Raw genomic sequence first — 14,765 nt, 5'->3', positions numbered from 1 at the left:
GTACAAATATACTACTCAAATTGGGTTTATAGATTATTTATGATGAATGTCATTGATTATTTTGGAGATTAGGGATTAGGGATTAGGGATTAGGGATTAGGGAAAGTAAGGTTTCTTATTGTTGTGATAGTTTGCTCGCGCGGATTGTGGTGATTTTGCAGATTCTTTTTTTTTTATGAAAAAACCTTATAGATTTTGGAAATCTATAAGGTTTGGGTGTTTTTATTTTAAATAGATGATGTTGTGTTTTGTAATCGCAAAGGCGCGAAGAATATGACAAAAAGGATGCTTTAAGGCGCAAGGATTTTATCTCCGATAAAATTTTATAATCCTAATAATGGATCGCTTATCCTAGAAGCTATTGTTTGACAGCCGCTACCTGCTACCTGCAACCTACCATCTGCAACCTAACCAAACTTCATCCTCTGAATCCTCACCGCATTTAAAATCGCCAGCATCGCTACTCCTACATCTGCGAATACGGCTTCCCACATCGTTGCCAGACCTCCGGCTCCGAGCACTAAGACTACAGCTTTTACCGCAAAGGCAAGAACAATATTCTGCCAAACGATCTTTTTGGTTTGTTTACCGATATTGATCGCCATTGGGATTTTGCTTGGTTTATCGTCCTGGATAACGACATCTGCGGTTTCAATCGTAGCATCGCTTCCAAGTCCTCCCATGGCAATTCCTACGTCGCTGAGTGCGACTACAGGAGCATCATTCACCCCATCCCCAACAAAGGCAACGGTTTGACTTTTGGCTTTGATTTCTTTTACTTTATTTACTTTGTCTTCCGGTAAGAGATCTCCAAAAGCACTGTCGATGCCCAATTGGTCTGCTACATATTTAACAACGGTACTTTTATCACCGCTCAGCATGGTGGCTTTTACGCCCATTCTGTGCAGGTTGTCAACGGTTTCTTTGGCATCACTTTTTATACTGTCTGCTATGGTGATGTACCCTGCAAACTTTTTATCATAAGCTATGGCAATAAGCGTGTATACGATATTGGCGTGGTTGGTATCGTAGCTGATATTGAATTTATCCATCAGCTTAAAATTACCTACCAACAGCTCTTTTCCATTGACGGAAGCTTTTAGACCATGCCCTGCAATTTCTTCCACATTTTCCAGGGGAATAGAATGATCAATCTCTCCTGCGTAATTATGGATTGCGGTGGCTACCGGGTGTGTACTTTTGCTTTCCAGTACATTGACCAGTTTCAGGATTTCGTCTTTATTGAATTCTGGGTTAATGCTTACTTCCTGTACTTTGAAAACGCCTTCCGTCATGGTTCCGGTTTTATCCATCACCACATTCTGGATCTCTGCGATACTGTCTAAGAAATTACTTCCTTTAAACAGAATTCCATTTCTGCTCGCAGCTCCAATTCCCCCAAAATATCCTAAAGGAATGGAGATCACCAATGCACAAGGACATGAAATCACCAGGAAGATCAAGGCTCTGTAAAGCCAGTCTCTGAACTGATAATCATCAACAAAGAAATACGGCAGAAGACAGATTCCTATGGCCAGAAATACGACAATTGGCGTGTATACTTTTGCAAATTTTCTGATGAACAATTCGGTTGGGGCTTTCTGCGCGGTGGCGTTTTGAACCAGTTCCAGAATTTTACTCAGCTTGCTGTCTTCGTAAGCGGTATTTACTTTTACGAGAGCAATGCTGTTCATATTGATCATCCCGGCCAGTACGGCTTCCCCTTTTGTTTTAGTATCCGGTTTACTTTCACCGGTGAGCGCTGCGGTATTGAATGAAGCTGATTCAGTCATCAGTTCACCGTCAAGGGCCAATTTTTCCCCGGGTTTCAATTGGATGATATCTCCTATTTTGGTTTCTTTGGCTTTAATGGTCTTTGGCTGACTGGCTTCAATGATCGTCACCTCATCAGGTCGCTGATCCAATAAGGCTTTGATATTTCCTTTGGCTCTTGAAACCGCCATTCCCTGGAATACTTCTCCTACGGAATAAAAAAGCATTACGGCCACACCTTCGGGATATTCCCCGATCACAAATGCACCTACTGTAGCGATTCCCATCAGGAAAAATTCGGAGAATACATCTCCCTTGATGATACTTTCATACGCTTCCTTTAAAACCGGAAGACCTACGGGAGCATAAGCGGCCAGATACCAGACTAAACGTACCCAACCTGTGAACCATTCTGTTTTTATATAATTGTCTAATGCTATTCCTATCAGCAACAGCACAAATGAGATGATGGCAGGAAGAAACATCTGGAAAGGTGTTTTGTCTCCTGTATCGTGAGAGTGGTCATGCCCGTCTCCTTCTGAATGATCATGCGTATGCTGTTCTTTCTTTTTTGGTTTTGTACTGCAACATTCTTCCATAAATACTATTTTGATGTAAAATTAGGGTTATACACGATGCAATACTATTGCAAACTTTCAAGACAGTTTTCGCAGATTCCTTTGGCAAAAAGTCTTATTTCATCTATTCTGAAATTGGTCTGAACATTTTCCGGGAAGGAAATATCTTCTCTGCAAGTGGTCTGTTTGCATATTTTACAATAAAAATGCAGATGCCAGTCTTTGTGGGTTTTCTCATCGCAGCCGTCATCGCATAATTTATATTTTGTCGTGGTATTTTCCTGTATGCTGTGGACAATTCCTTTTTCTTCGAACGTTTTCAATGTACGGTAAATCGTCGTTCTGTCTGCATTATCAAAATGATTTTCCACTTCCGAAAGGGAAAGTGCAGCTTCCTGTGTACTCAAAAAATCATACACCAGAATCCGCATGCTGGTAGGCTTGGTATTTTTATCGATGAGTTTGGTTTCTATATCTTTTTTCATTTCTACAATTAATTTTTAAAGATGCATTTCCTGTTCTTCATAGCCTTCCTCTTCAATCTGAAAGGTAGTATGACTGATTTTAAAATTTGCAGTGGTCACTTCTGTCAAGGTTTTCAGCAATGGATTCTGAGCCATTCCGTTATCTCTGACAATGTGTGCGCTCATGGCATTTACGCTTGATGTCAATGACCATACGTGAAGATCATGAACATCCTTCACTCCCGGAACTTCTTCCAGTGATTGACGCAGCTTGTGAATATCCACATCTTTGGGAGTCCCTTCCAATAATACATTAACTGCTTCTTTCAGCAAACGCCAGGTTCTGGGGAAAATCAAAAGACCAATCAATGCTGAAATAATTGGATCTGCATAATACCAACCCGTTGTCAGCATAATAACTCCGGCGATCATGACTCCGATGGAAGTAAGCATATCTGAGAGAACTTCAAAATACGCACCTTTCATATTCAGGCTTCCTTCTGAGTCTTTTCTAAGGATCATCATTCCGATAATATTGACTACAAGTCCTATCCCCGCTACAATCAGCATTGTTTTACTCTGGACTGCAGGAGGATTCTGAAATCTTTGGTACGCTTCATACAATACATACAGCGAAATAGCCAGTAATATGACAGCATTGATTACAGCTGCCAATATCTCTGTCCGGTAATACCCGAATGTTTTAGAAGCATCTGCCTTCCGCTCACCTATTTTGATAGCAATAAATGCCAAAAACAAGCCCACCACATCGGTCAGCATATGGGCGGCATCTGCCATTAGCGCAAGACTTTGGGTAACGAGGCCGCCGATTACCTCAGCAATCATATAGGTTCCGCTGAGCACCAGGACAAAAAGCAAATTCTTTTTATGTCTGCTGGCCGGTGAACCTGTCTGTGTTTTTATTTCTTCCATGTTTTTCTGAAATTTAGTGGATCACATTTCGTAATACAAAGAATTATCTTTTTTGGCAGGAACATTCTGATCTCCTGTCATTTGTTTAATATTAATTTCGATGGTCTGTGCCAATGAGGTCACAGGTGTGTCTACAGGTCCGTTTTCAAAAGGATCCTGCATGATAATGGAGGTCTTTTCTATCGCAAGAAACATGACCGGAATCAGGAACGTAATGATAATTTCAACAGCCAGCTGTGCATCATCCAGCCCAAAAGGAAGGATGGCCGCAAAAACATAGATTAAGGTATGCAGCAAAATACTGTACGACCTTGGAAAAACCGTATTCTTCAGTCTTTCACATTTCCCCATACTGTCGCAGAGTCTGGTGATCATGTCATTCAGCTGCATCTGTTGAAAATCCGTTAAGCCTTTTGAAGAAGCTGTCTCTTTGAGCTGTTGGGAATGGGCATCCAGAAGTGCATTCGGAATATTCGCCGCTTTGATCTGATGCTCATTCAGATAATTCTGAACCCGGTCTGAAAAAGGCTGTCTTCTCAGAGATTCACCAAGTGCATAGGTCCAGATGATCTGTCTTTCTGCAAATTCCTTTATGATCTTATCTTCTCCTGCCGGGAAAAACTGGATGACCAACCTCATCAGGGTCCTTGAATCATTCACTATCGCGCCCCAGACGGTTCTGGCTTCCCACCATCTTTCGTAAGATTGGGAAGTACGGAACGCCAGCAGCAATGATACAGCCGTTCCCAAAAGAGCCGGAATATTAAGGGGAAGTGAGATTTTCCGGAACCATGGGAGAAGGTCTAATAATCCTATGGATACAGCAAATATTCCCATATACAGGATCTGGGTTTTTATTTCACGGATGAAATACCAGATGGATATTTTCTTGTTTAACAGCATAATTCAAAATTTAACTGATTTTATCTGTTATTTTCCAGATATGTAGTTCTTGTTTTTATTACTTTAAGTACAATATAGATCAACATCGTCACTATACATCCTGCAATAAACAGTACATTATAATGGGTGTGGTTTTTAATGCCTTCTCCTATTAAATCAAAAATCATAAAAATTAAAAACACTGCAAAAAGTCCGTTTTTCTCCTTTTTCAGAACTTTTTTTATACTGAATGACAGTCTGCTCTTCGAAAACATCTGTAATTTAGGAATAAAAATCGGCACTTTACCAGCCCAGTTTCTATAAATATCACCGAATTTTCTTTCTAAAAACTGCTCTTCAGCATATATGATTCTTTCATAGTAGATCCAATAAAAAAGGACAAAAGATATTATAAACCAGACATTTTCCGTCATTAAAGCAGGCCCCAGCCACATAAAGAAATTGCCCAAATAGAGCGGATGCCTTACAACACTGTATATTCCGGTTGTATTAAGGGTATCCGCCACCTGCCCATCGGTAGTGTTTCTCCCTGATGTATTTTTCGGTGTGTGCCCCACGGTATATATTCTGATGCCTAAACCTGCAAGACTAACAAACAGACAGAACAGTTCATAATATACTCTGCATTCCGTAGCCGTCTTCTGCAGATTGGTGTCAATAAAAACAAGCAGCCCCACCAATAAAATTCCTATCGGCAGAATACTCCGATATTTAAACAGCCAGTTTCCCTGTTTTTCAAGTTCTTCTTTTAAAGCCATATTTTGTGATTTAATATTGATTTTAATGTTCGTGCCCGCCGGAATTGGAAAGTTTAGCATTAACAAAAAAGGCTCCTTTCACTACAATTCTGGCATCAGCAGGAATTCCTTTGACAGGAGTAATGGCTGTATAGCCCATATCTGATGTTCCTTTTATCACTTCTACTTTTTCAAAATTCAAAGTCTTTTTATGTTCAGTAGCTTCTCCTTTTTCATTTTTGTGATCGTCTCCTCCTTCTTCCTCTTTATGTTCCTCCGGTTTTTTATCGGTACGGATGAAAACATAATATTTTCCGTCTGCTTCTACGATGGCTTCATTAGGAACGGCAGGCGTTGTATTCTTATCCAGGCTTACAATTCCGGTGATATTCATTCCATCGATGAGACCTGCTTTATTTCCGGTCACCGTTCCGTGTACCGAAACTGTCTTGCTTTCGTTTTCAAAGGAAGATCCTACACTGTACACCATAGCATCGTATTCAATTTCAGGATTATTGGTCAGCTTGAAATGCACGATCTGACCTACTCTCATTTTGGGAAGATCTTTTTCAAAAACCTGCAGGTCAAGGTGGATAGAATTATTGTCGATAACCTCCGCAACAGGTGACGAAACATCTACATAACTTCCGATCTGTGCTGAAATACTGCTGACGGTTCCGCTGATTGGTGCGGTAATAACCAATCCTGATCTCATATTCCCATTATTTACTTTCCCCGGGCTGATTCCCATCATCTGAAGCTGTCTCAAAAGGGAAGCTTTTTTCGTTCTCAGGGTTTTAAGTTCAGCATCTGAACTCTGCAGGTTTTTCTTGGCACCTGCATCATTGTCAAAAAGTTCACGCTGTCTTCTGTATTCCTGCTCTGCATAGGTAATTCTGCTATTCGTCGTCAGGTATTCTTCCTGTAACTGGATAAATTCAGGATTCGCGATGGTTGCAATCACCTGCCCTTTTTTCACAATGCTTCCTACCTGTACAGTCAGCGTTCTGATCACTCCTCCGTACAGAGAGGTGATAGTCGCTTTATTATTATTGGGAACTCTCAAAAGTCCGTTGGCTTTCACAGTGGAAGTAAGTTCCTTCATTTCGATGGGACCTAAAGATATCCCGACGGATTTGATCTGTTCTTCCGTTAATGAAGCAATAGTCTGTGGTGCTTCTTCTTGACCGGCTTCAGCTTTTTCAGTTTTTACTTCGGGTTTTTCAACAGGCGTTTCTTTTTTTCCGCAGCTTACAAGTAAAAGTGCCGTGACGGTCAGAGATATGATATTGTGCTTTATTTTCATGTTATTTATTGATGATTGAATTAATGGTAACTACAGATTGGTTGACCTGCTGAATGGATTCTAAATATTTCAACTGAATATTGGTAGCGGTCTGCAGGGCAAAAAGATATTCTACATAAGAGATTTCTCCCGTTTTGTAGCCTAACTGAGCTGCTTTAACAATTTTTTCCGCATTCGGAATGGCCTGACTTACATAATATTCATACTGCTGTGTATCCTGCTGATATTGTCCGAAAGCGTTTTCAAGCTGTGTCGAAAGCTGCTTCTGTTGCATCTTCGCATTGGTTTCAGCGGCATATTTTTCGTATTCCAAAGACTGCATTCTCGCTTTTGTCGCTCCAAACGTCAATGGAATGGCAACACCTACAGAAAACGAATTGAAACGGTCTCCGGCATTATAAAATTTCTCCTGTCCGTTTTTGGTATGCAAACCTATTAATGACTGGCTCGTCAGACCAAGGCTGAATTCAGGAAGTCCCTGTGATTTTTCCACATTTTTATTCTTTTCGGCAATTTCCATTTCATGATAAAAAGCCTTAACCGTAGGATTATTGGCTACTGATAAACTGTCCAGAATATTTTCGGTCTTCAAAGGTTCGTAATCACTTTTAAACGGAACTTCGAAATTCTCGGAAGTATTCAGCAATGTCTTTAGATTTTTATAGGCATTGTTTAAATACACTTCATTCTGTTTCAGCAGCAGATTGATTTCTCCTTTTTGGGTTTCTGCTGTATTAATTTCAATCTTCTTGATATCTCCTGCTTTAAATCTTACGGTTGCAATCCTGATAAAATCCTGATAAAGACTGTCAAGATCTTTCAGTTTAAATTTATTGTACTGAAGATATTCGATCTGATAATAATACGTTCTCACTTGCCTGGTCAGTTCATTCGCCGAAACTTCTTTATCAATCTGTCTGGTTTTTATATTTTCAGTGATCAATTCTCTCCTTGCTTTGAACAGCGTAGGAAAAGGAATACTCTGCGAAATGGCAAATGACTGGTCAAATTTCGGACTGTTGTACTGTCCAAGCTGTGCTTCAAAATTTAATTTGGGAAGTTCTTTTGCGGTCCCTTTCAAAGCTTCTGCTGATTTTATATTCAGATCTTTTGATTTTAAAACCAAATTGTTTTCGGCAGCCATTTCTACTGCCTGATCTACGGAAATCTGTCTGGTCTGTGCTTTGAACGTCTGTCCGAACATCAGAAATCCAAGAACAATAACTGTTGTGATGGGCTTAATTCTATTCATCTTTCGTGGAATCTTTGAATTAAAAATAATATAGAGCATCGGCAGAACAAATAAGGTAAGAAATGTAGCGGTTACCAATCCTCCGATGACTACGGTTGCCAATGGTTTCTGTACCTCCGCTCCTGCTCCTGTAGAAATCGCCATCGGCAGGAATCCTAAGGAAGCTACTGTTGCGGTCATCAGAACGGGTCTTAATCTGGTTTTCGTTCCTTCATATACTCTTTTCAGTACATCCGTCTCGCCATCTTTTTCAAGTTGGTTAAAGGTTCCGATCAAAACAATTCCGTTAAGAACTGCGACTCCAAAAAGAGCGATAAAACCGATTCCTGCACTGATACTGAACGGCATATCTCTTAAAAGAAGGGCAAATACTCCTCCGATGGCACTCATCGGAATGGCGGTGAAGATCAATGCAGCCTGCTTAAATGAGTGGAAGGTGAAATAGAGCAGCATAAAAATCAGAAACAGGGAAACCGGAACCGCGATCATCAGACGCTTGCTGGCTTCCTGCAGATTTTCAAACTGCCCGCCATAGGTAAAGTAATATCCGGAAGGTAACTTGATTTGTTTATCCAGTTTGGCCTGAATATCTTTTACCACACTTTGTACATCACGACCTTTTACATTGAATCCGATTACGATCCTTCTTTTCCCTTCTTCACGGCTGATCTGTGCAGGACCCAGTTTATAGCTGACATTGGCTACCTGGGAAAGCGGAATCTGAGCTCCTGTCCCGGTCGAGATCATTAAATTATTCACATCATCGATATTCGTTCTGTGAAGGCTGTCCAGACGCACGACAAGATCAAAACGTCTTTCGTTTTCAAAAACCTGACCGGCTGCTTTTCCGGCAAAGGCTGTACTTACGGCATTGTTTACGTCTTCTATATTTAAACCATAATTGGCCATTCTTGTTCTATCGTATTCTACGTTGATCTGGGGAAGTCCGCTTATCCTTTCGATCTGAGGAGGCGTCGCGCCATCCACGGTTTGGATGATCTTTCCTACTTTATCTGCATAAATAGACAGTGAATCCAGATTTTCACCGAAAATTTTAACGGCAACATCCTGTCTGATCCCGGTCATCAGCTCATTGAAACGCATCTGAATCGGCTGGTTCTTTTCAAAAAATACGCCGGGAATGGTTTCTAATTTCTCACTGATCTCATCGGCGAGTTCCGTGTATGATTTTTTTGATTTCCATTCGCTTTGTGGTTTTAAAACAACAATCAGGTCGGTGGCTTCGGGAGGCATAGGATCGGTAGGAACCTCAGCGGAACCTGTTTTTCCTACGACCATTTTCACCTCATCAAACTGTTTGATAATTCTTGAAGCCTGCATAGAAGTTTCGATACTCTGACTGAGTGAACTTCCCTGCGGCAGAATACAGTGGAATGCATAATCTCCTTCCTGTAACTGCGGAATAAATTCACCCCCCATATTTTTGAAAATAAAGGCACTGATGACGAAAATAAAAATCGTGGCCGAAACAATGATGTATTTTACTTTAACCGCTTTATGCAACATCGGCTGATAGATCTTCTGCAGGAAATTCATCATCTTATCTGAAAAAGTTTCTTTATGCGAAATCTTTTTGGATAAGAACAAGGCGCTCATCATTGGAATATAGGTCAGGGAAAGGATCAATGCTCCTAAAATGGCAAATCCTACTGTTTTAGCCATTGGTGTAAACATTTTCCCTTCTACCCCGGCCAGTGTAAGGATCGGGATGTAAACGATAAGGATAATGATTTCTCCAAAAGCCGCACTGCTTCTGATTTTTGAGGCAGAAAGGAAAACCTCCTCGTCCATTTCGCTTTGGGTAAGATTCCGAACAGATTTTCTTACGCCTAGATGATGCAAGGTGGCTTCAACAATGATCACGGCACCGTCTACAATCAATCCGAAATCTATGGCTCCAAGGCTCATTAAATTGGCACTGACTCCGAAAACATTCATCATTCCCAAAGCAAAAAGAAGGGATAATGGAATGGCTGAAGCTACGATAAGTCCTGCTCTCAGGTTTCCAAGGAAAACCACCAATACGAAAATAACGATCAGGGCACCTTCAATAAGGTTTTTTTCTACGGTATTGATAGCTCTTCCGACAAGATCTGTTCTGTCTAAGAAGGGCTCTATCACCACATCATCGGGAAGGGATTTCTGAATGGTCGGGATTTTAGCTTTAATCAGGCTGACAACATCGTTACTGTTGGCTCCTTTCAACATCATGACAACACCGCCTACCGCATCTACTTTTCCGTTGTAGGTCAATGCTCCGTAGCGAACAGCGCTTCCGAGACGTACATCTGCAACGTCTTTTATAAAAATGGGAACGCTTCCTGTCTCGTTTTTAACGGAAATATTTTTAATATCTTCCAATGAGGTGACAAAGCCGATTCCACGGATGAAATAGGCATTTGGTTTTTTGTCTATATAAGCTCCACCTGTATTCTGGTTGTTTTTTTCTAAGGCTGTAAAAATGTCGGAAATACTTACGCCCATCGCTTTCAGGCGGTCTGGATTTACCCCTACTTCATATTGTTTCAATTCTCCTCCGAAACTGTTGATTTCTGCTACACCCGGCGTTCCGTTCAGCTGTCTGCGGACAATCCAGTCCTGCATGGTACGAAGTTCTTTGGCGGAATATTTCTTTTCGCTGCCTTTTTTCGGGTGGAGAATATACTGATACACTTCTCCAAGACCTGTACTTACAGGGGCAAGCTCGGGAGTTCCCGCTCCTTTGGGGATTTCTTCAACGGCCAGCTTCAACTGTTCATTGATCAGCTGTCTGGCGAAATAAACGTCTACATTTTCTTTGAATACCACAGTGATCACGGAAAGCCCGAATCTTGAAATACTTCTGGTTTCCTGGATATCCGGAACATTGGCAATACTCTGCTCTATGGGAAAGGTAACAAGCTGCTCTACTTCCTGTCCTGCAAGTGTAGGACACGCCGTGATGATCTGCACCTGATTGTTGGTAATATCAGGAACAGCATCTATGGGAAGTTTTGTAGCACTCCATACGCCCCAGATAATGAGAAGCAGGGTCATGATACCAACGACCACCTTGTTTTTGATACTGAATTTTATGATTTTATCTAACACGATCTGTATTTAATTTTTTATTGGTAATAACTGCATACGGCGATAATGCCGTTGCAAAAATATCACGAAGACCTCTGCAATGATATTGCAAAGTTCAATAGATAGAAAGCTTAACTTTCTACTCATCAATAAAAATTAAATCTTAGGAGGTTGCCAGATATGATCGTACATCTGGTACGCGAAATTGTTTTTCTGAAAAAGAATTTTCTTTGAAAAGTAAGCCTGAACATGGCTCGGAATTTCAAATAAAGGATCCATTTTGAAAGAAGACACGGTCATCTGGCAGCAGCTGCATGTACACAGCGGTGAACAGATATCTCCCTTATCTTTCGAATGGGATTCCTGAATATTGAATGAAAGTTTAATTTCTGAAGGCCCTGCAGGACGGTGCACATCTTCGCAAGGCATCAGTGACAATGCCATGAAATAAAATGCAAGTATCCATCTTAACAGGTTCATATGGACAAAGGTAAAGATTTTTTCTAAAACGGGAGATTTATATAAGTCATTTAATATATTCTTGACATTGCAGTGTTTTTTGAAAGGGCGGTATATTTTCTTTATTTTTGGAGAAGGATCTGTCTGATACAGCTTATGAAAAAACTATTTTTAATTCCTTTATTTTTAACTCTGTTCGCCTGTGTAGGCTCTGATACTGAATTTCTGCCACAAACTGTTTCAGAATCGAAGAGCAGAAAACTTTTAATCAAAGAATATCGTCCTACGGAAAATAAGGTGATAATCAATCAGGGAGAATATGAGATTGTGGAAGCATTTACCACTTTTAAATTCAATTCAAAAAATGATCAGACAATCAATAAAAATTTCTTTGCCTTCAGTGTAAGGATTAAAAATCTTAAAACAGGCGAGATAGGTCTCTCCCCTGAAGACAGCGATCACAGCCAGTTTCTTGATTTTCATTGTGATTTCTGCGGAGGCATTAACAATGATAATCTTGTGCTCTATTATGATGACATCAGGAAAAGAGAAAGTCTGGACAGCATAAAGATCGGTTTTAAAGACCGAAATAAAAGTGAGAAGATTGTTTATTTTGTTCAGAAGAGGTAAAAATGGAGAATATATAAAAGAACATAAAGCGTATGAAGGTTAGAATAATAATGCTAATATTTTTTTTCATGCTGTTAATAGGTTGCAATAATTCTACAAAAGAAAATGAAATTCAAGTCACCATCAAGGTTGTTGATTCCTATACGCAGAAACCCAGAGTAAATGACAGGGTTGAGGTCAGAATGGGAGCATGGGGATTTCCAACCAGAAGATATGTGGAAGTGGGACAATATTTTACAGACAGCTTGGGAACAGTATCCATGAATCTTGATAAGAATGAGAGGTATAGTTTTATGACTTTCGGTCCTCAGCATGCATTTGGTTCTGATGAATATAAAAAAGGTGAATTAAAAGATCAACAACAGGTTGTTATAAAAGTAGTTCCGCCAGAGAAGAAGCAGTTTAAGATCGAATAAGTAAATATATTTATGGAAATAGATAGTTTAAAACAAATGTTGATCGAATTAGCTAAATTTTGGAGAAAACAAAGTGTTATGACATCTTCAAAGTCAAAGCAAGAGATTGAAGAATTTCAAAAAAATAATGGTCTCCATTTACCTGATGACTTTGTGGAGTTTTATTCACAACTCAATGGTATGGAAACACTTTATCCTAATGAAACAGACGAAGAAGGTTTTTTACTATATCCATTAGAAGCAATTCTTCCACTCAGTTGCGAATTTCAGGATTCTGAGCTAAAAAATAAAGAACGTTTTTTTTTATTTGCAGAATATATGCATAAAAGTTGGTGGTATGGTGTTGAAGTAATAAATGATAAAGATTACATTATTGGAATTATTCCTGAAAAAGATTTTTTTAAACCTATTACTAATTCACTGATAGATTTCATAAAGCTATATATGGATAACTCTCCAAAACTATATGATTACTAATTTAATCATAAAGAAAACATCTACATTATACAGATTCATTACTAATTTACAGCCATATAAAAATTGATTATTAATGACAGCATTATGTATTTCACCATACTTACTTCACGTAAAATAAAATAATCAAGCTCATCTAAAAAACTACAACACGCAATAATCCCCCGAGTTTTCGGGGGATTATTCAACAAAAAAGCCACCGCACTACACGATGGCAAAAAAAATCAAATCTAAATAAAATTACAGGTTGGGATTATTATCCAGTTCTTTCTGAGGAATACTGAATAACAAATACTTGTTGTTGGGTGCAAAAGGCACCTGTTCCGGGAATGAGAAAACTGTATGTCCTCTTCCATTTACTGTTTTTAGGGTTCCGTCAGGAGTGGTTACCTGAACTTTTATCGGCTGTCCACTGGTATCTACGAATGGTTTTCTTACCACAGTTCCCTGCGTTCTGATAATATCTGAAAGGGAGAATCCTTCCCCGAAAAGTTCTTTTCTTCTTTCAAGCAGAATTTCTGTGATGACATCAGTCTGAGCAAGAGATCCTGTGTAAGGATTGGCATTTCTGGCCGCTTTCAATTGGTTTAATGCTGTAACCGCATTGGCAACATTTCCGTTTCTGGCTTCAGCTTCAGCTTCAATCAGGTACATTTCTGCAGCTCTCATGAATACGATATCTGCGATAAGTCCGGTTTTAAATTTAAACTTGGAATACCTTAGCAGACCTTCTCTACCCGGCAGACCATCCCACTGAAACAGCTGAGACCGGATATCATTGGTATCAAACAGGTTTTTGAAAAATGGGTCCGCCATAAAACTATAGTAATAACTTCCGGAAGAAGACACATCCAGAAAATGGAAAGCATAGCTCGCTCCCGACTGTTCCTGAGTTTGTCCGTGTCCCCAGATCCATTCACCGTTATTGATGTCATTGAAACCTTCTTTGTATTTTTCAGGGATCATTAACGGATATCCTGTTCTGGCTATTTTGGCCGCAGCGGCAGCTTTGCTCCATTCACCGGTATTCAGGTAGGTTCTCGCTAAAAGTCCGTTGACAACAGCTTTGTTGATCTTGTCTTTATTATTTCTCGTATAATTGGTCAAAAGGTTATCTGCTTCCGTAAGATCGCTTTTGATCAGTGTATAAATTTCTTCAAGACTCGCTTTTTTCTTCGGAACAGAACTGATTGTCGAAGGTTCTGTGTAAATTGGAGCCGTAAGTGCCGTTTTGTCTTTCAGATAGCTGAACTGGTAAAAACTCGCCAGGTTCAGATAACAGAAAGCACGCAGTGCTTTAGCCTGGCCTTTGACCTGATCTTTTTTTGCCTGACTTCCTTCTGTCTGGTCAATACGGGCAATCACATTATTCATATTATTGATCGTGGAATAAAGCGTAGTCCATATATACTGTGGTCGTGTAAGTGTATTATTGATCATCTCGGTAAAAGCATATGCCGACGGAAAACCATACTTATTCGTAAGAACCGCCACATCACTTCCCATCGCATCACTAGTTCTCAAAACGGTTGAATATCCGCTATTCGCGTAGTTCGGGCCATCATCATTAAGTTTAGCCCATGCACCATTAATTACTGTTTCTGCACTTTCCGCTGTTTTAAAAACCTCTGCACCGTTGGCCTGATCGGTAGGAGCCGTTTCCAGCTCGCTTTCACAACTTGTCAGCGACCATAAAGCAATCACGGCAAAAGATATATATTTTAATTTTTTCATTGTTTCGATTTTAAAA

12 protein-coding genes are annotated in these 14,765 nt (G+C 39.9%); 3 read left to right on the top strand and 9 right to left on the bottom strand.

Annotated elements, in window-relative coordinates; translation table 11 throughout:
- Positions 1–407 precede the first annotated feature (407 nt).
- From BM143_RS14255 to BM143_RS14220, 8 genes are all read right to left on the bottom strand, one after another.
- Complete coding sequence (locus tag BM143_RS14255; RefSeq protein WP_090025111.1) at positions 408–2,372, bottom strand: heavy metal translocating P-type ATPase; 1,965 nt, start codon at positions 2,370–2,372, stop codon at positions 408–410.
- Positions 2,373–2,416: 44 nt separating this feature from the next.
- On the bottom strand, positions 2,417–2,836 hold the full coding sequence (locus BM143_RS14250) for a Fur family transcriptional regulator (RefSeq protein WP_047450562.1): 420 nt from the start codon (positions 2,834–2,836) through the stop codon (positions 2,417–2,419).
- Between the two features lie 15 nt (positions 2,837–2,851).
- Complete coding sequence (locus BM143_RS14245) at positions 2,852–3,748, bottom strand: cation diffusion facilitator family transporter (protein WP_090025110.1); 897 nt, start codon at positions 3,746–3,748, stop codon at positions 2,852–2,854.
- A gap of 21 nt (positions 3,749–3,769) precedes the next feature.
- Positions 3,770–4,651 carry a bestrophin family protein gene (locus tag BM143_RS14240; protein ID WP_090025109.1) on the bottom strand — a complete coding sequence of 294 codons (882 nt, stop codon included), beginning with the start codon at positions 4,649–4,651 and terminating at the stop codon, positions 3,770–3,772.
- Positions 4,652–4,671: 20 nt separating this feature from the next.
- On the bottom strand, positions 4,672–5,409 hold the full coding sequence (locus BM143_RS14235; protein WP_090025399.1) for a methyltransferase family protein: 738 nt from the start codon (positions 5,407–5,409) through the stop codon (positions 4,672–4,674).
- 22 nt (positions 5,410–5,431) lie between these two features.
- Positions 5,432–6,694, bottom strand: a complete 1,263-nt coding sequence (locus BM143_RS14230) for an efflux RND transporter periplasmic adaptor subunit (RefSeq protein ID WP_090025108.1) — start codon at positions 6,692–6,694, stop codon at positions 5,432–5,434.
- 1 nt (position 6,695) lies between these two features.
- Positions 6,696–11,057, bottom strand: coding sequence for a CusA/CzcA family heavy metal efflux RND transporter (locus BM143_RS14225; RefSeq protein ID WP_090025107.1), 4,362 nt, complete (start codon positions 11,055–11,057; stop codon positions 6,696–6,698).
- A 135-nt stretch (positions 11,058–11,192) separates the two neighbouring features.
- The gene (locus tag BM143_RS14220) at positions 11,193–11,516 is read right to left on the bottom strand and encodes a DUF6660 family protein (protein WP_034723892.1); all 324 of its coding nucleotides are present in this window, start codon (positions 11,514–11,516) and stop codon (positions 11,193–11,195) included.
- A gap of 135 nt (positions 11,517–11,651) precedes the next feature.
- Here BM143_RS14220 and BM143_RS14215 point away from each other — a divergent pair, with 135 nt between their 5' ends.
- From BM143_RS14215 to BM143_RS14205, 3 genes are all read left to right on the top strand, one after another.
- Entirely contained in the window at positions 11,652–12,125 is a 474-nt protein-coding gene (locus BM143_RS14215; RefSeq protein WP_090025106.1) for a hypothetical protein, read from the top strand.
- A gap of 68 nt (positions 12,126–12,193) precedes the next feature.
- The gene (locus tag BM143_RS14210) at positions 12,194–12,541 is read left to right on the top strand and encodes a hypothetical protein (RefSeq protein WP_090025105.1); all 348 of its coding nucleotides are present in this window, start codon (positions 12,194–12,196) and stop codon (positions 12,539–12,541) included.
- 12 nt (positions 12,542–12,553) lie between these two features.
- On the top strand, positions 12,554–13,018 hold the full coding sequence (locus BM143_RS14205) for an SMI1/KNR4 family protein (RefSeq protein ID WP_090025104.1): 465 nt from the start codon (positions 12,554–12,556) through the stop codon (positions 13,016–13,018).
- A gap of 237 nt (positions 13,019–13,255) precedes the next feature.
- Here BM143_RS14205 and BM143_RS14200 read toward each other — a convergent pair whose 3' ends face one another.
- On the bottom strand, positions 13,256–14,749 hold the full coding sequence (locus BM143_RS14200) for a RagB/SusD family nutrient uptake outer membrane protein (protein ID WP_090025103.1): 1,494 nt from the start codon (positions 14,747–14,749) through the stop codon (positions 13,256–13,258).
- Positions 14,750–14,765 lie beyond the last annotated feature (16 nt).

Origin of the sequence: Chryseobacterium oleae, from assembly GCF_900115055.1 — a bacterium.
Taxonomy (GTDB): domain Bacteria; phylum Bacteroidota; class Bacteroidia; order Flavobacteriales; family Weeksellaceae; genus Chryseobacterium; species Chryseobacterium oleae.
The sequence above is the reverse complement of the archived record's forward strand: the minus strand, read 5'-3'. Positions and strand labels throughout refer to the sequence as shown.